The 21,758-nt window shown below is 74.0% G+C and carries 22 protein-coding genes and 1 riboswitch; of the genes, 2 read left to right on the forward strand and 20 right to left on the reverse strand.

Annotation, left to right across the window (positions count from 1 at the left end):
- Positions 1 to 24 precede the first annotated feature (24 nt).
- The 18 genes from argC to rpe form a co-directional block, all read right to left on the reverse strand.
- Complete coding sequence (argC, locus tag ACTMSW_RS26740; RefSeq protein WP_441183453.1) at positions 25 to 1,026, reverse strand: N-acetyl-gamma-glutamyl-phosphate reductase; 1,002 nt, start codon at positions 1,024 to 1,026, stop codon at positions 25 to 27.
- A 166-nt stretch (positions 1,027 to 1,192) separates the two neighbouring features.
- The gene (gene pheT, locus ACTMSW_RS26745; protein WP_441183454.1) at positions 1,193 to 3,739 is read right to left on the reverse strand and encodes a phenylalanine--tRNA ligase subunit beta; all 2,547 of its coding nucleotides are present in this window, start codon (positions 3,737 to 3,739) and stop codon (positions 1,193 to 1,195) included.
- 59 nt (positions 3,740 to 3,798) lie between these two features.
- Positions 3,799 to 4,866 carry a phenylalanine--tRNA ligase subunit alpha gene (pheS, locus tag ACTMSW_RS26750; RefSeq protein ID WP_441183455.1) on the reverse strand — a complete coding sequence of 356 codons (1,068 nt, stop codon included), beginning with the start codon at positions 4,864 to 4,866 and terminating at the stop codon, positions 3,799 to 3,801.
- Between the two features lie 166 nt (positions 4,867 to 5,032).
- Positions 5,033 to 5,881 (reverse strand): TrmH family RNA methyltransferase, encoded by an 849-nt coding sequence (locus ACTMSW_RS26755; RefSeq protein WP_441183456.1) that lies wholly within the window; start codon positions 5,879 to 5,881, stop codon positions 5,033 to 5,035.
- A 72-nt stretch (positions 5,882 to 5,953) separates the two neighbouring features.
- Entirely contained in the window at positions 5,954 to 6,346 is a 393-nt protein-coding gene (gene rplT, locus ACTMSW_RS26760; RefSeq protein WP_441183457.1) for a 50S ribosomal protein L20, read from the reverse strand.
- Positions 6,347 to 6,378: 32 nt separating this feature from the next.
- Positions 6,379 to 6,573: a 50S ribosomal protein L35 gene (gene rpmI / locus ACTMSW_RS26765; protein ID WP_441183458.1), complete on the reverse strand. Its 195-nt coding sequence runs from the start codon at positions 6,571 to 6,573 to the stop codon at positions 6,379 to 6,381.
- 19 nt (positions 6,574 to 6,592) lie between these two features.
- On the reverse strand, positions 6,593 to 7,243 hold the full coding sequence (gene infC / locus ACTMSW_RS26770; protein ID WP_441183459.1) for a translation initiation factor IF-3: 651 nt from the start codon (positions 7,241 to 7,243) through the stop codon (positions 6,593 to 6,595).
- A gap of 361 nt (positions 7,244 to 7,604) precedes the next feature.
- On the reverse strand, positions 7,605 to 8,078 hold the full coding sequence (locus ACTMSW_RS26775; RefSeq protein ID WP_441183460.1) for a PH domain-containing protein: 474 nt from the start codon (positions 8,076 to 8,078) through the stop codon (positions 7,605 to 7,607).
- Complete coding sequence (locus ACTMSW_RS26780; RefSeq protein ID WP_441183461.1) at positions 8,075 to 9,199, reverse strand: DMT family transporter; 1,125 nt, start codon at positions 9,197 to 9,199, stop codon at positions 8,075 to 8,077. Before ACTMSW_RS26780 ends, ACTMSW_RS26775 begins: the two co-directional genes overlap by 4 nt.
- Positions 9,196 to 10,041: an ATP phosphoribosyltransferase gene (gene hisG, locus ACTMSW_RS26785; protein ID WP_441183462.1), complete on the reverse strand. Its 846-nt coding sequence runs from the start codon at positions 10,039 to 10,041 to the stop codon at positions 9,196 to 9,198. Before hisG ends, ACTMSW_RS26780 begins: the two co-directional genes overlap by 4 nt.
- Positions 10,042 to 10,091: 50 nt before the next feature.
- Positions 10,092 to 10,355: a phosphoribosyl-ATP diphosphatase gene (locus tag ACTMSW_RS26790; protein ID WP_088947482.1), complete on the reverse strand. Its 264-nt coding sequence runs from the start codon at positions 10,353 to 10,355 to the stop codon at positions 10,092 to 10,094.
- Positions 10,356 to 10,808: 453 nt separating this feature from the next.
- Positions 10,809 to 11,306 carry a 6,7-dimethyl-8-ribityllumazine synthase gene (ribH, locus tag ACTMSW_RS26795; RefSeq protein WP_441183463.1) on the reverse strand — a complete coding sequence of 166 codons (498 nt, stop codon included), beginning with the start codon at positions 11,304 to 11,306 and terminating at the stop codon, positions 10,809 to 10,811.
- A gap of 2 nt (positions 11,307 to 11,308) precedes the next feature.
- Positions 11,309 to 12,574, reverse strand: coding sequence for a bifunctional 3,4-dihydroxy-2-butanone-4-phosphate synthase/GTP cyclohydrolase II (locus ACTMSW_RS26800; protein WP_441183464.1), 1,266 nt, complete (start codon positions 12,572 to 12,574; stop codon positions 11,309 to 11,311).
- On the reverse strand, positions 12,571 to 13,269 hold the full coding sequence (pnuC, locus tag ACTMSW_RS26805) for a nicotinamide riboside transporter PnuC (protein ID WP_441183465.1): 699 nt from the start codon (positions 13,267 to 13,269) through the stop codon (positions 12,571 to 12,573). The genes ACTMSW_RS26800 and pnuC overlap by 4 nt, the downstream gene beginning before the upstream one ends.
- A complete protein-coding gene (locus ACTMSW_RS26810; RefSeq protein WP_441183466.1) occupies positions 13,269 to 13,889 on the reverse strand; it encodes a riboflavin synthase in 621 nt (206 codons plus the stop codon). The genes pnuC and ACTMSW_RS26810 overlap by 1 nt, the downstream gene beginning before the upstream one ends.
- 1 nt (position 13,890) lies before the next feature.
- Positions 13,891 to 14,952, reverse strand: coding sequence for a bifunctional diaminohydroxyphosphoribosylaminopyrimidine deaminase/5-amino-6-(5-phosphoribosylamino)uracil reductase RibD (gene ribD / locus ACTMSW_RS26815; protein WP_441183467.1), 1,062 nt, complete (start codon positions 14,950 to 14,952; stop codon positions 13,891 to 13,893).
- Between the two features lie 159 nt (positions 14,953 to 15,111).
- Positions 15,112 to 15,285, reverse strand: a riboswitch (FMN riboswitch).
- Positions 15,286 to 15,341: 56 nt separating this feature from the next.
- Positions 15,342 to 16,322 (reverse strand): GGDEF domain-containing response regulator, encoded by a 981-nt coding sequence (locus ACTMSW_RS26820; RefSeq protein ID WP_441183468.1) that lies wholly within the window; start codon positions 16,320 to 16,322, stop codon positions 15,342 to 15,344.
- A 1-nt stretch (position 16,323) separates the two neighbouring features.
- The gene (gene rpe, locus ACTMSW_RS26825) at positions 16,324 to 17,004 is read right to left on the reverse strand and encodes a ribulose-phosphate 3-epimerase (RefSeq protein WP_441183469.1); all 681 of its coding nucleotides are present in this window, start codon (positions 17,002 to 17,004) and stop codon (positions 16,324 to 16,326) included.
- A gap of 260 nt (positions 17,005 to 17,264) precedes the next feature.
- Here rpe and ACTMSW_RS26830 point away from each other — a divergent pair, with 260 nt between their 5' ends.
- Positions 17,265 to 18,176 carry a septum formation family protein gene (locus tag ACTMSW_RS26830; protein WP_441183584.1) on the forward strand — a complete coding sequence of 304 codons (912 nt, stop codon included), beginning with the start codon at positions 17,265 to 17,267 and terminating at the stop codon, positions 18,174 to 18,176.
- An 85-nt stretch (positions 18,177 to 18,261) separates the two neighbouring features.
- Positions 18,262 to 19,152: a septum formation family protein gene (locus ACTMSW_RS26835; protein ID WP_441183470.1), complete on the forward strand. Its 891-nt coding sequence runs from the start codon at positions 18,262 to 18,264 to the stop codon at positions 19,150 to 19,152.
- A gap of 158 nt (positions 19,153 to 19,310) precedes the next feature.
- On the opposite strand, the gene ACTMSW_RS26840 is transcribed toward ACTMSW_RS26835, so the two are convergent.
- Together ACTMSW_RS26840 and fmt are read right to left on the reverse strand one after the other, a co-directional pair.
- Complete coding sequence (locus ACTMSW_RS26840) at positions 19,311 to 20,834, reverse strand: RsmB/NOP family class I SAM-dependent RNA methyltransferase (protein WP_441183471.1); 1,524 nt, start codon at positions 20,832 to 20,834, stop codon at positions 19,311 to 19,313.
- Positions 20,831 to 21,757 carry a methionyl-tRNA formyltransferase gene (fmt, locus tag ACTMSW_RS26845; protein ID WP_441183472.1) on the reverse strand — a complete coding sequence of 309 codons (927 nt, stop codon included), beginning with the start codon at positions 21,755 to 21,757 and terminating at the stop codon, positions 20,831 to 20,833. Before fmt ends, ACTMSW_RS26840 begins: the two co-directional genes overlap by 4 nt.
- Between the last annotated feature and the right edge of the window lies 1 nt (position 21,758).

Here is a 21,758-nt window from a genome sequence, read left to right on the forward strand (position 1 = left end):
TCCGCTGCGCTGCACTCCTCGCGCTCACGGCGCCACCCCCCAGATGGAGAGGCCCGTCGTCTCCGGCAGGCCGAGCATGAGGTTGGCGTTCTGTACCGCCTGGCCGGCGGCGCCCTTGCCGAGGTTGTCCAGGGCGCTGAGCACGATCAACCGGCGGGAGTCGACGTCGACGGTGGCCTGGAGGTGACAGGAGTTCGAGCCGAGGGTGGCGGCGGTGTGCGGCCAGGCACCCTCGGGGAGGACGTGCACGAACGGCGCGTCCGCGTACGCCTCGGCGAGCACCGCCCGGGGGTCGACGCCGCGCGCCGGGACGGCGGTGACCGTGGCGAGGATGCCGCGCGGCATCGGCGCGAGCAGCGGGGTGAACGACAGGCCGGTCGCGCCGGTGGCCTGCTTGATCTCGGGCACGTGCTGGTGGGTGCCGACCCGGTAGGGCGACAGGTCCCCCATGACCTCGCTGCCGAGCAGGTGCGGCTTGGCGCCCCGGCCGGCGCCCGAGGTGCCGGAGGCGGCGACGACCACCACGTCGGCGGGGTCGGCGGCGCCGGCGGCGATCAGCGGGGCGAGCGCCAGAGAGATGGTGGCGGCGTAGCAGCCGGTGTTCGCCACACGGGTCGACGTGGCGATCACCTCCCGCTGGCCGGGCAGCTCCGGCAGGCCGTAGGTCCACTGCCCGGCGTGCATGCCGCCGTAGTAGTGGGCCCAGTCCCACGGGCTGGCCAGCCGGTGGTCCGCGCCGAGGTCGACGATCCGGACCTCGGGCGGGAGCTGGGCGGCGAGGGCCGCCGACTCACCGTGCGGCAGGGCGAGGAAGACCAGGTCCGCGTCGCCCAGGGTCGCCGCGTCCGTCTCACCGAGCACCAGGTCCAGGCCGGGGAGCTGCGGGTGCACAGCGTCCAGGCGGTGACCGGCCTGGCTGTGCGCGGTAGCGGCGACCAGGTCGAACTCCGGGTGGCCGGCGACCAGGCGGATCAGCTCACCCCCGGCGTAGCCGCTCGCCCCGGCGACCGCGACTCGGATTCCCATACTTACCTCCGCATGACTATGCAGAGGAGATTACCAGTGGACTGCATGGTCATGCAATGCACTGCATGGCAATGAGCACGGTGGTCTCGCTCACCCGCCGCTCGGAGCGTGAAAGGAAGGGCCCCTTATTAACGCCTGGCGTTAATAAGGGGCCCTTCCTTTCACCTCAGGCGCCGCGGAGCACCGCGCCGAAGCGTTCGGCGGCGCGGGCCACCGCCGCGTCGCGGGCGGCCACCGCCTCCTCCACCGTCAGCGTCCGGTCGGGGGCACGGAAGGTGAGCTTGTACGCCAGTGACCGGCGGTCCGCCCCGAGCTGGGCGGAGGCGTACACGTCGAACAGCCGCACCGACTCCAGCAGCTCCCCCGCGCCCTCGACCAGCGCCTCCTGAACCTGCGCCGCCGGCACCGAGGCGTCCAGGACCAGCGCCACGTCGATCAGCGCGGGCGGGAACCCGGACACCGCCGGCCCGGGCGCCATCGGCGCCGCCGGCACCGCGTCCAGGTTCAGCTCCATGGCACACGTACGCCGGGGCAGCTCCAGCCCGGCGAGGACCGCCGGGTGCAGCTCACCCGCGTACCCGACGACGGTGTCGTCGACCAGCAGCCGCGCGCACCGCCCCGGGTGCCAGGGCGCGTACTCGGCGGCGCGGACGGTGACCCGCTCGGCCGGGATCCCGGCGATCGCGAGGACCTCCCGGCCCGCCTGGACGGCGTCGGCCCAGCCGGCCGTGCGGCCCGCACCCCACCAACCGGTCTGCTCGATCTCCCCGGCGAGGACCACGCCCACGTGCCGAGGCTGGTCGGGCAGCACCGCGTCGGCGGCGGCGAACTCCGCGTCCGACGGCCGGCGCTCCACTCCCATGGGTGGCGGGGCGCCGGCGTCGGAACGGGGGTGGAACACCGCGCCGATCTCGTACAGCGCCAGGTCACGCATCCCCCGGCCCAGGTTGCGCTTGAGCGCGCCGAGCAGCGGGCCGAGCAGGCTGGTGCGCAGCAGCGGCTCCTCCTCGGACAGCGGGTTGGCCACCCGTACCGCCCGCCGCCGCGCGTCGTCGGCGGGCAGGCCGAGCCGGTCGGCCAGCTCGGGAGCGACGAACGGCTGCGTGAGCACCTCGACGTACCCCTGGTCGGCGAGCGCCCGGGCCACGGCCCGGCGGCGCCGCTGCTGCCAGGTCAGGCCCCGGCCGGCGGGCGCCACCGGCAGCACCGAGGGCACGCGGTCGTACCCGTCGAAGCGGACCACCTCCTCGACCAGGTCGGCCGGGTCGGTGAGGTCAGGCCGCCAGCTCGGCGGGGTGACGGTGAGCGCGACGGTGCCACCGGCGGCGACACCGACCGTGCCCGGGTCCTCGCCGAGCCGGTCCGCGCCGGCGGCCACGGTGCAGCCGACCTGCTCCAGCAGGGCGACCACGCGGGCCGGCGGGTACTCCACCCCGACCCGCCGGGTGGGCAGGTCGGCCGGCATGACCACCGGCGTACGCGGCCGGACGTGGTCGATGTCGAGGACCTCCTCGCCGGCGGTGCCGCCGCCGTGTGTGACCAGCAGCGCCACCGCGACGTCCAGGGCGACCAGCGGCAGCGCCGGGTCGACGCCCCGCTCCCACCGCTTGGCGGCCTCGCTGAACAGCTTGTGCCGGCGGGCGGTACGGCCGACCGTCACCGGGTCCCAGTGGGCGGCCTCGAACAGGACGTTCACCGTGCTGTCGACGACCTCGCTGGTCTCCCCGCCCATCACCGCGGCGAGCGAGATCGGGCCGGTGTCGTCGCAGATCACCATGTCCTCGGCGGCGAGGGTGCGGGTGACACCGTCCAGGGTGGTGAGCTTCTCCCCCGCCTCGGCGCGCCGGACCACCAGCGGACCGGCGATCCGGTCGGCGTCGAAGGCGTGCATCGGCTGGCCGAGGCAGAGCATCACGTAGTTGGTGATGTCCACCGGCAGCGAGATGCTGCGGATGCCGGCGGTGGTGAGCCGCCGCGCCATCCAGTCCGGGGTGGGCGCGGCCGGGTCGACGCCGCGCACCATCCGGGCCGCGAAGCGGTCGCAGCCGACGGTGTCCCGGACCTCGACCGGGTACGCGGGGCTCTCGGTGGCACCGGGCGCCGGAGTGAGACCGGGATCCCGGAAGCCCACCCCGAGGGCGTGTGCCAGCTCGCGGGCGATGCCCCGCACCGACATCTGGTATCCGCGGTCCGGGGTCACCTCGACCTCGACCACGACGTCGTCGAGGCCGACCAGCGGGCGCGCGTCGTCGCCCGGCTTGGCCGGGACGTGCTCGGGCAGCACGATGATGCCGGAGTGGTCGTCGCCGAGGCCCAGCTCCTTGGCCGAGCAGATCATGCCGTTGGAGTTGCGCCCGTACGTCTTGCGGGCCCCGATGGCGAAGTTGCCGGGCAGGACACCGCCGGGGAGGATCACCACCACCCGGTCGCCGACGGCGAAGTTGCGCGCCCCGCAGACGATCTCCTGGGGCTCGCCGGTGCCGTTGGCGGCGCCCACGTCGACCCGGCAGAACCGGATCGGCTTCTTGAAGCCGGTGAGCTCCTCGATCTCGCGGACCTCACCGACCACCAGGGACCCGGTGACCGTCTCACCCAGGTCCAGCATGGAGTCGACCTCGATGCCCAGGTCGACCAGAGCCTGCTCCAGGTCGCCCGGAGCCAGGTCGCCCGGCAGGTCCACGTACTCCCGCAGCCAGCTGACAGAAACTCGCATGACTCAGACCACCGTCTCCGTAACTCGTACCCGCACGCCGCTCACGTCGTCCCGCCCGCTCATGCGCCGTGGCCGAACGCCCGGGTGAACCGGACGTCGCCCTCGACCATGTCCCGCATGTCGCCCACGCCGTGGCGGAACATGACGGTGCGGTCGATGCCCATGCCGAAGGCGAATCCGGAGTAGACGTCCGGGTCGATGCCGCAGGCCCGCAGGACCCGCGGGTTGACCATGCCGCAGCCACCCCACTCGACCCACTGCGGGCCCTTGCGGTGCTCCGGGAACCACACGTCGAACTCGGCCGACGGCTCGGTGAACGGGAAGTAGTGCGGCCGCCACCGGGTCTTCGCGTCCGGCCCGAACATCGCCCGGGCGAAGTGGTCCAGTGTGCCGCGCAGGTGCGCCATCGTGATGCCCTTGTCGACGACCAGACCCTCCACCTGGTGGAAGACCGGTGCGTGGGTGGCGTCCAGCTCGTCGGTGCGGTAGACCCGACCCGGGCAGATCACGTAGATCGGCGGCGTACGGGCCAGCATCGTCCGCGCCTGCACCGGCGAGGTGTGCGTACGCAGCACCATGCCGGAGTCCTCCGGCGCGACGTGGAACGTGTCCATCAGGCCCCGGGCCGGGTGGTCCGGCGGGATGTTCAGCGCGTCGAAGTTGGTCCACTCCAACTCGACCTCGGGACCCTCGGCCACCTCGTAGCCCATCCCGACGAAGAAGTCGCTGACCTGCTCCATGAGGGTGCTCACCGGGTGCCGGGCACCGGACGGGCGCCGGTCGTACGGCAGCGTGACGTCCACCCGCTCCTCGGCCAGCATCCGCTCGGCCTGCTCACGGTCGAGGATCTCGGCGCGGGCGGCGTAGGCGGCCTCGATCGCCCGGCGGGCCTCGTTGACCCGCTTGCCGGCGTCGGACTTCGCGGCCGGCGGCAGCGCGCCGATCTCCCGGCGGGCCAGGGACACCGGCGAACGGTCGCCGAGGTGCGCGGGGCGCAGCGCGGTCAGCGTGTCGGGGTCACCGGCGGCGGCGAACGCCTTCTCGGCGTCGGTGACGGCGTCGGCCAGGGCGGCCGGGTCGAGCAGGGCGACCTGCTTCGGGTCGTACGGATCGTTGCGGTAGCTCATGGCGAACGGGCACTCCCTCACGGCGGCGCCGGCCCTCACGGGCGGCTAGGCGAGTCTACGGACGCGCGGCTGTGCCGCAGCCCGCCGGTGGGAGTTGTGCGGAGAGCAGGTCAGGCCCGCCGCCCGCCGACACCGGCGGGCTGGCTAAACGAACGCCGTGGCGCGTTCATGGGCGGACGCTCTCCCCTGCTGTCTGTTCCGCGCGACCGGTCGACGGTCGGCGCTGTGCTCTCGCTGAAGCGTACAGGCAGACGGCGGCGGCCGCAGCCAGGTTCAGGCTCTCGGCGCGCCCGTGCAGGGGCACCCGGACACGGGCGTCGGCGGCACCGGTCAGCTCCTCGGACAGGCCGTGCGCCTCGGAGCCGAACAGCCACGCCGTGGGCGCGGTCAGGCGGCCGTCGTCGGCCAGGTCGTCCAGGTCGTCGTCGCCGTACCCGGTGGTGGCGAGGATCGACAGCCCCGCCGCGCGGAGCGCGTCGACCGCGTGACGGGGGTCGGGCTCGCGGACCACGTCCAGGTGGAACAGGCTGCCGGCCGACGCCCGCACGGCCTTGCCGTTGTACGGGTCGACGGCCTCCCCGGCGAACACCACCACCTGGGCACCGGCCGCGTCGGCGGTACGGAGCACCGTTCCGGCGTTACCCGGGTCCCGGATGTCGGCGAGCACCGCCACGAGACGGGGCGCGCCGGACAGGGCCCGCTCCAGGGGCACGTCGAGGTGCCGGCACACCGCCACCAGTCCCTGCGGTGCGACGGTCTCGGCGAGGGCGGCGAGCCCCTCGTCGGTCACCTCGGAGACCGGCACGTCGGCGCCGGCCGCACGGGCGGCCAGGTCGGCGTACCGGTCGAGGGCGGTCGGCGTACCGAACAGCTCCGTGACCACCCCCGGACGGGCCAGGGCCTCGCGGACCGCCTGCGGCCCCTCGGCCAGGAAGCGGCCGGTCGCCTCGCGGTCCCGGCGGCGCTGCAACCGGCGGGCGGCAACCACCCGGGGCGTACGCGGAGTGAAGGGCATGGGTTCCTCAGACGTGGGCGAGGCGCCCCTCGCAGGTGACGGGGGGCGCCTCGCAGGCGTTGCTGGCGGGGATCAGGCGGCCTGGGCCGCCGCGCCACCGGTGCCCTCGGCCGCGACCGCGGCCCGGGCCAGCTCGACGATCGCCGCGAACGAGGCGGCGTCGTTGACGGCCATGTCGGCCAGGATCTTGCGGTCGACCTCGATGCCGGCCAGGCGCAGGCCCTGGATCAGCCGGTTGTAGGTCATCCCGTTGGCGCGGGCACCCGCGTTGATCCGCTGGATCCACAGCTGCCGGAAGTCGCCCTTACGGTCGCGACGGTCCCGGTAGGCGTACTGCATCGAGTGCAGCACCTGCTCCTTGGCCTTGCGGTACAGCCGGGAGCGCTGTCCGCGGTAGCCGCTGGCGGTCTCCAGCAGGGAACGGCGCTTCTTCTGGGCGTTCACAGCCCGCTTGACGCGTGCCATCTCAACTCCTTCTTACGTCAGGGTGGCGCGCGTCAGCGGCCGAGCAGCTTCTTGATGCGCTTGAGGTCGGCCTTGGCCACCACGACCGTGCCGGACAGGCGCCGGGTCTGGGTGGAGGGCTTCTTCTCCAGCTTGTGGCGAAGCCCGGCCTGCTGGGAAACGATCTTTCCCTTGCCGGTCACCTTCACCCGCTTGGCCATACCCGTGTGCGTCTTCATCTTCGGCATGTGGAACGTCTCTCCCCTGTTACTCGCCGCTGTTGTCGGCGACGGTGCCGGTCTCACCGGCTGCTGCGGTCTCGCCGGCTACCGCGGTCTCCCCGGCTTCCGGACCGGCGGACTCGTCCGCGGTCCGCTCCCGGGGCCCACCGCGAGACGCCGTCGCGGCGACCGCGGAGGCCTTGACGGCCCGGTGCGGGGCGAGAACCATGATCATGTTTCGGCCGTCCTGCTTCGGAGCGGCCTCGACGTATCCCAGCTCCGTGATCTCGGACTCGAGCCGACGCAGGAGCCGGTAACCCAGCTCCGGGCGGCTCTGCTCGCGACCGCGGAACATGATCGTCACCTTGACCTTGTCGCCGGCCTTGAGGAACCGCACCACGTGACCCTTCTTGGTCTCGTAGTCGTGCGGGTCGATCTTGGGCCGGAGCTTCATCTCCTTGATGACGGTCTGCTGCTGGTTACGCCGCGCTTCGCGCGCCTTCAGTGCGCTCTCGTACTTGAACTTGCCGAAGTCCATGAGCTTGCACACCGGCGGGCGCGCCATCGGCGCAACCTCGACCAGGTCCAGGTCGACGTCCGCGGCCAGCTGCAGGGCGCGCTCCAGCGGGACGATGCCCACCTGCTCACCCTCAGGGCCGACCAGTCGGACCTCACGTGCCCGGATCTGCTCGTTCACGCGTGGTTCGACGCTGATGGGGCCTCCTCGAGTCGAGTCTGCTTCGTGTCCGACCCTCGCGGTCCCCGGATGGGAACCGACCCGGAAAGCAGAAGGCCCCGGCGCATGCCAGGGCCCGCTCGACCGGTCGGCACGATCACATGATCGCGCATCCGGGACCGGGACGTGCCCGGAACCGGTGACCGGACCCGGCCACCGTGGCGGCGACTCGGGTGGGAGCGGGAGCTCCTCTTTCATGGCTGTCGGAGACAGCCTGGTCGACTCGACAACACTACACCCTCGCCCACCGACGCCCCAAACCGGGCGTCTCACCCCGGGCCGGACCGGCGCCGGTGACCCCCTGCGGCGTCCCGGGCCCAGGTCAGCGGCCGGTGGCGCCCTCGGCGAGGCGGGCCTGGTGGGCCTGGTGCAGCCGGCGCAGCGCGCGGACCCCGTCGACCGCGAGCTCCTTGTCGGCGGCCTGGAGGGCCACCATCGGCAGCAGGTCGTCGTCGTGCAGCTCCAGGCTCGCCCACGGCGCGCCCCGGTCGAAACGGACGCTCCGGACGACCTCCCAGGGCAGGTCGTACGAGCCGACGACGTTGCGGACCCGCACGCCGCGCGCGTCGGCCTCGACCCGGGGGCGGGTGAACAGCAGGAAGCCCAGGGCGCCGAAGACGCCGAGACCGACCATGGCGAACTGGTCGCCGCGCTGGAAGGTGCCGTAGCCGCTACCCGTGGCGCCACTCAGCGAGGTGGCCACGAGGCTGAACACCACCACCAACGCGATCGCGGAGGCCCAGCAGACCACCCGGATCCGGCGGGGACGGAGGCGGACCGACTCGGTTTCACTCACCCCACCAGTCTGCCACCCGTCACCGGCGCACCCGCTGCCGCCACACGCCTGGTGCGGTCGCCGCGGCCGGCGACGAACGCCGCGAGCAGCGTGAGCAGCGCGCCGGCGACCACCGGCAGGCGTACGCCGGGCCCACCCGGCACCAGCGCGTCCAGCAGCAGGGCACCGCCGAGCTGACCGGCGACCGCGACCAGGCCGGTACGCAGCACGCCGACCACCCGGACGCCCACCACCAGCGACGCCACGATCCCGACCCCGAGCAGTCCGCCGGTGTAGAGGTACCAGACGTCGGGCCAGGTCGGGGCGGGCCCGGTGAAGGCACCGGCCAGGGCCGCGACGAGCAGGATCACCGGCGTACCGACGGCGAAGTTGACCGCGACCCCGGCGGCGGGCGAACTGGCGGCGGAGACCCGGCCGTTGAGTGCGGCCTGGAGTGCGATGCCCACCCCGCCGGCGACCGTGAGCGCGACGAGTCCGAGCGCGAGGTCGCCGACGGGCTGGCCGAGCTGGGCCAGTCCCACCGCGAGGACGCCGAGCAGCGCACCGACGAGGCGTGGCCCGGTCAGTGGCAGCCGGCCCACCGGGGCGAGGCCGGCGCGGTCCACGGCCAACCCGCCCACACTGCTGCCGGCCACGCCGGCGATCGTGAAGAGGGCCACCCCGAGCACCGGCACGACGTACGCCCCGAGCAGGACGATCGTCGCCCCGCCCAACCCGCCCAGGTAGGCCCACCAGGGCAGCCGGGCGTGCCGTAGCGCGGTCAGTCCCGCGCGTACCGACGGCAGGGCGAGCACGACGAGCCCGATCAGCAGGCTCCCGCCGAGGTTGTTGACCGCGGCGGCGATGGTGGGATCCCCGGCGCGCTCGCCCAGCTCGGCGTTGGCCGCACCCTGCACCGCGGCGGCGACACCACCGAGCCCGACGAACAGCAGGGCCAGCCAGGCCGGCAGGAGCCGCCGGGCCCGCTGCGGTGAACCCGTCGACGTCGACGCCGGGTCGGCCGGCGTCGGGGTCGACGGGGCAGCCGGCGCGGACCGTGGCGCGGGGGCAGGGATACCGGGCGCCGGCCGGGACGGGGCGGAACCGCCCGCGCCCTCGGCCGGGACGGGCGACCGGCTCACAGCCGGCAGGCGTGGATGTTGGTGACCAGGATGGCCCGGGCTCCCAGCTCGTAGAGCTCGTCCATGATGCGGTGCACGTCGTCGCTGAGCACCATGGCCTGCACGGCCACCCAGCCTTCGCGGTGCAGCGGGGAGACCGTCGGCGACTCGATGCCCGGCGTCAACGAGCTGGCCCGGTCGAGCAGGCCGGCCGGGACGTCGTAGGCGAGCATCACGTAGCGGCGGGCGACGAGCACCCCGTGCAGGCGCCGCAGCAGTTGCTCGGCCTGCGGGTGGGTCGGTGCCCCGGTGCGCCGGACCAGCACGGCCGACGAGCGCAGCAGCGGGTCGCCGAAGACGACCAGGCCGGCCTGGCGCAGCGTCGTGCCCGTCTCCACCACGTCGGCGACGACGTCGGCGACGCCGAGCCGGATGGCGTTCTCCACCGCGCCGTCGAGGCGGATCACGTCGGCCTTGACGTCCATCTCGGCGAGGCGCCGCTCGACGAGGCCCGGGTACGCGGTGGCGATCCGGTGCCCACCCAGGTCCTGCACGGAGGCGATGTCGTCGGGGCGGGCGGCGAAGCGGAAGGTGGCCCGGCCGAAGTCGAGGTCCACCACCTCCTCGGCCGGCGCGCCCGAGTCGATCAGCAGGTCCCGGCCGGTGATGCCGACGTCCAGGTCACCGGAGCCGACGTAGGTGGCGATGTCCTTGGGGCGCAGGTAGAAGAACTCGATGTCGTTGGACTCGTCCCGGCAGACCAGGTCCTTCGGGTCGGTGCGCTGGCGGTAGCCCGCCTCGCGCAGCATCTGGGCGGCCTTCTCGGCGAGGGCGCCCTTGTTGGGTACGGCGACACGCAGCATGACGGAGTGCTCCTTAACGAACGATCGGGGAGGATCAACGCGGGGCGCACTCACAGATGTCGGTAGACGTCCTTCAGGTCGAGGCCGCTGGCGAGCATCAGCACCTGGACCTGGTAGAGCAGCTGGGAGATCTCCTCGGCGGTGCGCTCCGGCCCCTCGTGTTCGGCGGCCATCCACGACTCGGCCGCCTCCTCGACGACCTTCTTGCCGATGAAGTGCACGCCCTTCTCCAGGGCCGCGACCGTGCCCGAGCCCGGGGTGCCGGCGGCGGCCTTGGCCTGCAGCTCGGCGAACAACTCCTCGAACGTCTTCACCCGGTGATTCTCTCAACTGTCCCCCGGCCACGGCTCCGCCGGGGTCCGGCGCGTCCACGGCCGATGTCGGGACGGCCGGTGCGGTCGCGGCGACCACGGTCACGGAGGGCAACCGGAGGACCGCCTTCACTCTGAGTAACGTCACGGTGGGAAGCACCATGGCGGCCTCGGGGACTTTGCTCTGCACCCTGGAACGCACCACCGGCCTGACCTGGGTCGCGGCTTCCGCGTCCCGCAGCCCGGCGAGCCGGCGTACTCACCGTGTGCGACTGGCGCATATCGGGGTGCAGAGCAAAGTCGGCGGAGGAGGAGGGGCGGGGTCGAGCTGGCGTGACACCGTGTGACGAAAGCAGCGGGCAGCCGGCCGTGCGGCGCGACCCGCGAGCCACGCGGCGGCAGCGGGCGACCCGCACCCGGCCGCTCGACGGGGGTGCCGGGGTGCGCTGCGCGGAATCAGCCGGCGAAGCCGACCCGGTGGCCGTTGCCGGCGAGCGTCCGGATCGCCAGGGCCGCGTCGAGCGCCGCGACGGTGGCGGCCCAGCCCTTGTCCTCGGCGGAACCCGGCAGCCCGGCACGGTCGCGGGCCTGCTCGATGGTGTCCACGGTGAGCACGCCGTGGGCGACCGGCCTGCCCTCGTCGAGCGCGACCCGGGTGAGCCCGTCGGTCACCGAGCGGCACACGTAGTCGAAGTGCGCGGTCGCCCCGCGCACCACCACACCGAGGGCGACGACCACGTCGCAGCGGCGGGCCAGGGCCTGGGCCACCACCGGCAGCTCCACCGAGCCGGCCACGCGGGTGACCACGGCCCGCGCCCCGCACGCCTCGGCGGCGGCCACCGCCCGCTGCACCATGTGGTCGGTCAGCTCGCCGTGCCAGCGGGCGGCCACCACACCCACGGTCATCCCGGCCGCGTCCACCGCCTCCACGCCCGGTTCACCGAAACCCGCCATGCCTACGCTCCGATCTCGTCACCGGCGACCGGGTGGCCCATCGGGGCCTCGGTCACCTCGTCCAACTCGTCCAACAGGTGCCCCATCCGGTCCCGCTTCGTCCGCAGGTAGCGCACGTTCTCCGGGTGCGGCCGGACGGGCAGACCCTCCCGGCCGGTGATGGTCAGGCCGTACCCCTCCAGCCCGGCCCGCTTCGCCGGGTTGTTGGTCAGCAGCCGCATCGTGCGGACGCCCAGGTCGTAGAGGATCTGGGCGCCGGTGCCGTAGTCCCGCGCGTCGGCCGGCAGGCCGAGGTCGAGGTTGGCGTCCACGGTGTCACGGCCGAGGTCCTGGAGCTGGTAGGCCTGGAGCTTGTGCAGCAGGCCGATGCCCCGTCCCTCGTGACCGCGCACGTAGAGCACCACGCCCCGGCCCTCCCGGGCGACCCGCTCCAGGGCGGCGTTGAGCTGTGGGCCGCAGTCGCAGCGCACCGAGCCGAACACGTCCCCGGTCAGGCATTCGGAGTGCACCCGGACCAGGACGTCGCGCCCGTCGCCGATGTCGCCCATGACCAGTGCCACGTGCTCGGCCGTGTCGTGCTCGCTGCGGTAGCCCAGCGCCCGGAACACCCCGTGCCGCGTGGGCATCCGGGCGTCCGCGACCAGCTCGACCTGCTTCTCGGTCCGCCGCCGGTACGCGACCAGGTCGGCGATCGTGACCAGGGTCAGCGAGTGCTCGGCGCAGAACTTCTCCAGGTCCGGCAGCCGCATCATGGTGCCGTCGTCGTTGACCATCTCGCAGAGCACGCCGGCGGGACGCAGCCCGGCCAGCCGGGCCAGGTCGACGGCGGCCTCGGTGTGGCCGAGCCGGCGCAGGACGCCGCCCTCCCGGGCCCGCAGCGGCACCACGTGGCCGGGGCGGGCCAGGTCGGTGGGGCGGGTCCCGGCGTCGGCGAGCAGCCGGATGGTGTGCGCGCGGTCGGCGGCGGAGATGCCGGTGGTGACACCCTCGCGGGCGTCCACCGTGACCGTGTACGCCGTGCCGCGCTTGTCCTGGTTGGTGTGGTGCATCGGCGGCAGGTCCAGCCGGTCACACTCGCTCTCGGTGAGCGGCACGCAGACGTAGCCGGACGTGTACCGGACCATGAAGGCGAGCAGCTCCGGCGTCGCCAGTTCGGCGGCGAAGATCAGGTCGCCCTCGTTCTCCCGGTCCTCGTCGTCGACCACGACGACCGGTCGGCCGGCGGCGATGTCCGCCACCGCCTGCTCGATGCTCGCGAACGTGGTCATGCGACGGCCTCCGTGTAGGTCGACGGGATCGGGGCGGGTGCCGGTCGGACGGCCCGCGAGGTGCGCCACCAGGCGGCGAGGCCGGCGACGCAGAGCGCGCCGTAGAACAGGTACATCGCCGCCGACGGGTAGAAGCCGCCGCGCAGCAGCAGCGGTACGCCGACCGCGTCCACGGCGATCCAGATCAGCCAGAAGTCCACCCAGCCGCGCGCCATGCCGTACGTGGCGAGGAGGCTTCCGGTGAGGATCCACGCGTCCGGCAGTGGCCCCCACGAGCCGAGGGCGGCCAGCACCGGGTACGCGGCGGCGGTGCCGACGACCGCGGCGAGAAGCAGGCCCGCCCGCTCCCGGCCGGTGGCCCAGCGTGGGGTGACCGCGGCACCGTCGGCGTCCAGCCCCGACCGACGGGTCCGCGACCAGCGCCACCAGCCGTAGAGGCTGACGGCGAAGAAGAAGACCTGACGGCCGGCCTGACCGTAGAGGTCGTGCGCCTGCGGGGTGGCGAAGACGCCGCCGAGGAAGACGGTGAACAGCAGCGCGTTGCCGATCATGCCGACCGGCCAGGCCCAGACCACCCGACGCAGGCCGAGCAGCGCCGAGGCGAGCCCGAACCCGTTGCCGACGATCTCCCGGACCAGCACCGGCGAACCGGCGATCTCCACCTGCGCGTGCAGCAGCCAGCCGAGGGGGCCCATCACGCCACCGGCCCCGGAGTCTCGGAGGCGCGGGCGCCCAGCAGCCGCTCGACGTACTTGGCGAGGACGTCGACCTCCAGGTTCACCGGGTCACCGACCCGCCGGGCGCCGAGGGTGGTCAGCTTCAGGGTCGTCGGGATCAGCCCGACGGCGAACCAGTCCGGGCCCACCTCGGCGACGGTCAGCGACACGCCGTCCACGGTGACCGAACCCTTCTCCACCACGTACCGGGCCAGGGCGGCGGGAAGCCGGAAGCGCACCGTCTCCCACTGCGCGGCCGGCTCCCGGCCGACCACCTCGCCGACGCCGTCCACGTGCCCCTGCACGATGTGTCCACCCAGCCGGCTGCCGAGGGCGGCGGCGCGCTCCAGGTTGACCGGGTCCCCCGCGTGCAGCGCGCCGAGGGCCGAGCGGCGCAGCGTCTCCCCCATCACGTCGGCGGTGAAGACGCCGTCGGCGGCGTCGACCACGGTCAGGCAGACCCCGTTGACCGCGATGGATTCGCCGTGCCGGGCGTCGGAGGTGACCAGCGGGCCGCGGACCGCGACCAGTGCCGAGTCCCCCGCCGTCGGAGTGATCCGGACGACCTCGCCCAACTCCTCGACGATGCCGGTGAACATGTCAGGCCTCCCTCTTCCGGGGCAGCGCGGTGATCCGCAGGTCGGGACCGACCTGCGTAACGTCGATGAAGTCCACGTCGATGGCCTCGGCGATGGTCGTCACACCGGCGTCGACCAGTGCGGTGGGGCCGGCGCCGAGCAGCCGCGGCGCGACGTAGGCGACGATCTTGTCGATCAGGCCGGCGGCGAGGAACGCCCCGGCCAGCTTCGGGCCGCCCTCCAGCAGGACCGCGCGGATCCCGCGCCCGTGCAGCGCGCCGAGCAGCGCCGGCAGGTCGACCCGGCCGTCCGGGCCGGCACCGACCTCCGCGGCGGTGGCGATCCACGTCCGGGCGGCGCCGTCGCGGACCCGGGCGTCGGCGGGCGTACGACCGGCCGAGTCCACCACCACCCGTAGCGGCTGCCGGATGGCCAGCGAGCCGTCGCGCAGGTTCCGGGCGGTGAGCCGGGGGTCGTCGGCGAGCACGGTGCCCACCCCGGCGACGACCGCGTCGACGGTGCCGCGCAGTGCGTGCACGTCCATCCGGGCCGCCTCGGAGGTGATCCACATGCTGGTGCCGTCGGCCGCCGCGGACCGGCCGTCGAGCGTGGCGGCGTACTTCCAGATGACGTACGGCCAGCCCCGGCGCATCGAGGTGAGCCACGCGATGTTGCCGGCCTCCGCCTCCGCCCGGCGTACGCCCAGGTCGACCTGGACCCCGGAGGCGCGCAACGTGGCGGCGCCCCCGGAAGCGACCGGGTTGGGGTCGGGAACGGCGATGACGACGCGGGAGACCCCGGCCTGGACCAGCGCGAGGCTGCAGGGGCCGGTGCGGCCGGTGTGGTCGCAGGGCTCCAGGGTGACCACGGCGGTGCCGCCACGGGCCCGCTCACCGGCTTGGGCGAGCGCGACGATCTCGGCGTGCGGACCACCGGCGTAGGCGTGGAAGCCCTCCCCGACGACCTGGCCGTCGGCGTCGAGCAGCACGCAGCCCACGACGGGGTTGGGGCTGGTCGTGCCGAGGCCGCGCGCGGCCAGTTCGACCGCACGGCGCATCGCCTCGTCGACGGAGACCCCGGCCATGCCCTGCCCTCTCACTCGGTCGGCGGCGCGGGCGGCGACGGGAGCGGGCGGCATGGGGCCGCGGACGTGCGGCGGCGGAGGGCACGGGTACGGCAGAGCCGACCCGGGGGGCGGTCACGGCGCGCCGAACCTCGGCGGCCGGGCACGCCCGTCCGTCCCGCGCGCTGTCTCCCATCCGGACTGTCTGGGAGCGGGCGTGCCCGCACCCAACCGTCGGCCCCGGATTCTCACCAGGTCCACCGGGCGGCACGAGGCCGACCGGGTCGCGGGCTTACCACGGTCGGACCGTGGATCACCGCCGGTTCGGAATTACACCGAGTCCCGCCAGCGCGTGGTGGGTACCCCGAAAGTCTTACACGCCCGACGGGGCGTGTCGCCCCACAGGCGAGCTACTTCACATGACGGTGGTGCGGGTCACCCACGCCCCGGCGGCGGTCCACCGCGACGTACGACCCGGGTTGGCTCTTGGCCACCGTCTTCATCTCCGAGGCGGTGGTCATCGCCTCCAGGGGGCTGGTGATGCGCTTGTTGCCGTCGGAGACCGAGACGCCGATGGAGAGGGTGACCAGCGCCGCCCGCCGGATGTTGCCGCGCCGGTCCGGCAGCTCGACGAAGCCGCGCTCGCGGTCGGACGGGTCGTAGAGCGCGTCCGCCGCCTTCTCGAAGTCGGCGGAGACACGGGAGGTCAGCGGAAGGACCTGGTCGGGGGCGCAGACGAAGACGAAGTCGTCGCCGCCGACGTGGCCCAGGAAGGCCGGCGGCAGCCCGACCGAGACCACCGCCCGGTGCAGGGTGCGGGCCAGGGCGGAGATGAAGTCGTCGCCGCGGACGAAACCGTACCGGTCGTTGACGCTCTTGAAGCGGTCGATGTCGATGTAGCCGACCGCGTAGTCCGTCCCGCCGCGGATCCGGTCGGCGATCTCCCGCCGGATGCGGCTGTTGCCCGGCAGGCCGGTCAGCGGGGAGACCTCGCGGAACTCCTTGTTGCGGCGGAGCGTGGAACTGACCCGCGCGACCAGTTCGGCGGTGTCGAACGGTTTGACGAGGTAGTCGTCCGCGCCGGCGCTGAGCCCGTGCACCTTGTCCACCGTGAGGCCCTTGGCGGTCAGCATGATCACCGGCAGGGCCGCGGTCATCGGGTCGGCCCGCAGCCGGCGGGTCAGCTCCAGACCGTCGATGCGGGGCATCATCAGGTCGACCACCGCCAGGTCCGGGCGCTGCCGCTCGATGACCTCCAGCGCCTCCTGACCGTCGCCGGCGTGGACCACGTCGAAACCGTGCAACCGCAGGTTGAACTCCACGAAACGGGCGATGTCCTCGTCGTCGTCGACGACGAGGATCAGGTCCCTGCGATCGTCGGCCGGGTCCACCTCAGGCCCCGGCCACCGCGCGTTCCGCGAGGGAGCGGAGGCGGCGGACCGCCTCCGCCGGATCGTCCGCGCCGTAGATGGCGGTGCCCGCCACGAACGCGTCCGCGCCGGCCTCGGCGGCCTGCTCGATGGTGTCGGCGGCGATCCCGCCGTCGACCTCGATGCGCAGCTCCAGGTGCCCGGCATCGACGTGCCGACGGGCCGCCCGGACCTTGTCGAGCAGGTGCGGGAGGAACCGCTGCCCGCCGAAGCCGGCCTTGATCGTCATGATCAGCAGCGTGTCGAAGCTCGGCAGCAGCTCCAGGTACGGCTCGATCGGCGTGTCCCGGTCGATCGCCAGCCCCGCCTTCGCGCCCGCCGACCGGAGGTCCTTGGCCAGGGCCACCGGGTCGTCGCACGCCTCGGCGTGGAAGGTCACGTTGTACGCCCCGGCGTCGGCGTACCCGGGCGCCCAGCGCCGAGGGTCGGTGATCATCAGGTGTACGTCGAAGGGCAGCTCGGTGGCGGCCCGCAGGCTCTGCACCACGGGCAGACCGATGGTCAGGTTCGGCACGAAGTGGTTGTCCATGACATCCACGTGCAACCAGTCCGCGGCGTTCTCGACGGCACGGACCTCTTCGGCGAGGCGGGCGAAATCGGCGGCCAGGATGCTCGGCGCGACGATCGGCGGCGGTACGGTCACGGGGCCAGTGTACGAACGCGGCCACCCGCCGCCAGCGGCGCGGCACCATCCGGGACGCCCTGTGACCCAGCGGTGACCAGTGGTGCAGAATAGGCCGTTCCGGCTCGGCCAAACCGGACGAACAGCCATCGTTGACTGGCCGGACGACGGAAACGCGGCAACACTCCATCGGGGACGGTGACGTGGGTCGTACGACGTCGGTGGGCACCTGCGCCCGGCGGCGGGTCCGACTGGCCGTCAGCTCCCGGAAAGGGCGGATGATGCGACGGTTGCTGGGGCGTGCCCCCGAGGTGCTGACGGCGCTGGCACTGGCCGCCGCGGGCGCGGCCCTGCTGGCCGGCTGCGTACGGCCGGGCGGCTCGGACGGCGACCTCACCGACGACTGGCCCGCGCTGTCGGCCCCGCTGCCGTTCACACCGGCCTCCGGGGTCTGCATGCCCCGGATCACGCCCGTCGTGCAGGCCGCCACGTACGAGACGGTGGACTGCGCCCGCAACCACCTCGCCGAGGCGGTGCACGTCGGCACCTTCACCGGGGCCGTGGCACGCCAGCGGGAGCGGCCGGAGCCCGGCTCCCCCGGGCTGCGCGCCGCGCGCGCCGAGTGCGACCAGCGGGCGCGGGAGGTGCTCGGCGGCGACTGGCACTCCGCCCGGCTCGCCCTGAACATCGCCCTGCCGACGGTGCCCGCCTGGCGGGGCGGCGCGCGCTGGTTCCGGTGCGACCTCAGCGAGACCAACAGCATCGACAACACGCGGCCGATCAACCGCACCGGCAGCCTGCGCGGCGCGATGATCGGCGACTCGGCGCTGGTGCACGGCTGCTTCGACCCGAAGCTGATCGGCGACAACCTGAACTACATGGCGCCGGTGCTGTGCACCGAGCCGCACCGCGCCGAGTTCGTCGGCGTCTACGTCGAGCGGGACATGAGCTGGGACGAGTTCGTCAAGGCCGACCAGCAGGCGCACAAGCGGTGCATGGCGCTGATCGCCGCGTTCGCCGCCGTACCCAACAACAGCGACCTGCCGTACCGGGCGGGGTCCATCTTCTACCCCCCGTCCCAGCGGGAGTGGCAGGAGGGCGACCGGGGCGTGCGCTGTTTCCTGTGGAGCGACGACCGCAAGCTGACCCGGTCCATGCGGGGCGCCGGCCCACAGGGACTACCCGCCATCTGAGCACGGGTGCCGTATGCTGCCGCACCGTGGCGCGCACCGGTCGACGGGCCGGCGCCGACCACCGGACGACGGGAGGTCGACGGCGATGCGACGGTGGCTCATCGGGGTCGCGCTCGGTGCCGTGGCGGCGGTGACGTCGACCGGTTGCGGTACTCCGCCGGCCGGCACCGACGGTGACCTGACCGACGACTGGACCACGATCGCCACCCCCGCGGCCTTCACCCCCGAGTCGGGCACCTGCCACACCCACGTCCAGGAAGTCGGCTACCTCAGCTCGTACGGGCCGGTGGGCTGCGACCGTCCGCACCGCGTGGAGACCCTGCACGTCGGCACCCTCACCGGCGCCGCCGCGCAGGGCGCCCAGCCGCCCGCCCCCGGTTCCGCCGGCACCCGTGCGGCGTACGCCACCTGCCACAAGGAGACGACGAAGGCGCTGGGCGCGGACTGGCGTACCGGCCGGGTCGGCGTCTCCGTGGTGTACCCCTCGCCCGCGGCCTGGACCGGGGGGTCCCGCTGGTTCCGCTGCGACGTCACCGAGGTGCGCGGTGTGGACGACCCGAGCGTGGTGCTGCGCACGGGCAGCCTGAAGGGCGCGCTGACCGGCGCCGCACCGCTGCGTCACGGCTGCTTCGACCCGGTCATGAAGGGCGAGGACGTCACCGAGATGAGGGCGGTCGCCTGCACGACGCCGCACCGGGCCGAGTTCGTCGGCGTCTGGGTCGCCCCGGACACCAGCTACACGGCCTTCGACAAGGCCGAACGCAAGGCCCACGAGGCGTGTCTGACCCTCGTCGCGTCGTACGCGAAGGTGCCGCGCGGCGACGTCGAGTTCCGCGCCGGGTCGATCTACTTCCAGCCCTACGAGCAGGACTGGCGCAACGGTCACCGGGGCGTCCAGTGCTTCCTCTGGGCCGACGACCGCACCCTGACCCGATCCGTCAGGAACGCCGGCACCAAGGCCCTCCCCCGCACCTGACCCCACTTCACCCCCGACCGCCCCGCCCCGCCCCGCCCCGCCCCGCCCCGCCCCGCCCCGCCCCGGCGATCTTGCACTTTGTGTCGGGACACAAGGGACACGAATCCCCATAACGGCGACCGAAAGTGCAAGATCGCGGGGCGGGGAGGGCGGGGGGGTCAGGTGCGGCGGAGGACCGCCAGGAACATGGCGTCGGTGCCGTGCCGGTGCGGCCAGAGCTGCACCGTCGGCCCGTCGCCGAGGCCGGGCATGCCGGCGGGCAGCAGGGGCCGGGCGTCGACGAAGTCGACCGGCACGCCCGAGCGGCGGGCCGATTCGGTCACCGTCACGTGCGTCTCCACGGTGTGCGGGGAGCAGGTCACGTACGCCACCAGGCCGCCGGGACGGACCGCCCGCAGCGCCGCGCCCAGCAGTTCCCGTTGCAACCGGGTCAACGGCGGCAGGTCCGACGGCTGGCGCCGCCAGCGCGACTCCGGTCGCCGACGCAGCGAGCCCAGCCCGGTGCACGGCGCGTCGACCAGCACCCGGTCGAAGTGCTCCTCGGGCAGCTCCGGGTCGGCGCCAACCGTCCGGCCGTCGACGTTGAGCACCGTGACCGGTAGGTCCCGGGTGGCCTGGGCGACCAGCCGGGCCCGGTGCTCGGACACCTCGACCGCGGTCAGCCGCGCCCCGCGCTGCGCTGCCATCGCGCCGAGCAGGCCGGACTTGCCGCCCGGGCCGGCGCACAGGTCCAGCCAGCGGCCGTCCGGACCGTCCAGGGGGGCCACCGCGAGAGCGTTGGCCACCAACTGGGAGCCCTCGTCCTGCACGTGCGCGCGCCCCTGGGCCAACGCCGGCAGGTCGCCGGGGGCGCCCCCGGCCAGGTAGACCGCGTACGGGGAGAAGGCACCGGGTGCGCCGCCGACCTCGTCGGCCAGCTCCACCGGATCGGCGAGACCGGGCCGGGCGCACAGGTGCACCGGCGGGCGCTCGTTGTCCTCGATGAGCAGCCGGGCGGTCTCCCCCAGGTCGCCGTCCAGCGCCTCGGCGAAGGCGCGCACGATCCACTGCGGATGGCTGTACGCGAGGGCCAGGTGCCCGACCGGGTCGGTCTCCATCGGCGGGGCCAGCTTCGCCACCCACGCGTCGGAGTCCCGGCCGGCCACCTCGCGCATGACGGCGTTGGCGAACCCGGTCGCGCCCGGGCCCACCGACTTCACCAGGTCCACCGTGGACGACACCGCGGCGTGCGCCGGGACCCGGGTGTGCAGCAGCTGGTACGCCCCGATCCGCAGCGCGTCCCGCACCGGCGGGTCGATGCGCTGCACGTCCCGCCCGGCGGCGTCGGACAGGATCGCGTCCAGCGTGCCGAGGTGCCGCAGCGTGCCGTAGGTCAGCTCGGTGGCGAACGCGGCGTCCCGGCCGTAGAGCCCGGCGTCCCGCAGGATCGTCGGGAGCACCAGGTTGGCGTACGCGTCGTCCCGGTGCACGGCCGCGATCGCCTCGTACGCGACGTGGCGGGGCAGGTCCACCGCGGGCCGCACCGGCCGACGGGCGCCGTCCCGCCGGTCCGGGCCGCCCCGCGCGCCGCCCGAGGGGCGCCCGCGACCCGACGCGGCGTCGCCGCGCCCACCCGAGCTGGAGTAACCACGCCCGCCCCCGGCGGAGCGGCGCTCGTCCCGGTCCTGCGACGGCCCGGTCACGCGAGGTCCTCGCCAGCGGTGACGCGGGCGCCACGCGCCCAGTCGGTCGCCGGCATGGCCCGCTTGCCGGCCGCCCGCACCTCGCCGAGGCGCACCGGGGTCGTGGCCGTGCCGACCAGCACCCGGGCCTTCTCCACGAGCAGCTCACCCGGCTTCAGCTCCGGGCCGTCGGGCACCGGGTCGACCGGGCCCAGCTTGACCCGCTCGCCCCGGAACATCGTCCACGGGCCGGGCGCGGGCGTGCAGGCGCGGATCCGGCGGTCGACCGCGAAGGCCGGGTCGGTCCACCGGACCCGGGCGTCCTCGACGGTCAGCTTCGGCGCCAGGGACACGCCGTCGGCGGGCTGCGGCTCGGCGCGGGCGGTGCCGGCCCCGATCGCGTCGAGGACGGCGACGAGCAGGCCGGCACCGGATTCGGCCAGCCGTTCCAACAGGTCGCCGGAGGTGTCGCCGGGACGGATCTCGTCGGTCAGGGTGCCGAAGACCGGGCCGGTGTCCAGCCCCTCCTCCAGCTGGAAGACGCTGGCGCCGGTCACCTCGTCGCCGTGCAGCACCGCGTGCTGCACGGGGGCGGCGCCCCGCCAGGCCGGCAGCAGGGAGAAGTGCAGGTTGATCCACCCGTGCCGGGGGATCTCCAGGGCGGCGGGCGGCACCAGGGCGCCGTACGCGACCACCGGCACGCAGTCCGGTGCCAGCTCGCGCAGCCGGGCCAGGAACTCCGGCTCCCGGGGTCGGGCCGGGGTGAGCACCTCGACGCCGTGCTCGTCGGCCCACGCGCCGACCGGGGAGCGGGACAGGCCACGGCCACGGCCGGCCGGGGCGTCGGGGCGGGTCACCACGGCCAGCAGGTCGTGCCCGGAGGCGGCGACGGCGGCGAGGGCGGGGACGGCGACGGCCGGGGTGCCGGCGAAGATCACGCGCACC

This window comes from Micromonospora sp. BQ11, assembly GCF_052068135.1.
Taxonomy (GTDB): domain Bacteria; phylum Actinomycetota; class Actinomycetes; order Mycobacteriales; family Micromonosporaceae; genus Micromonospora.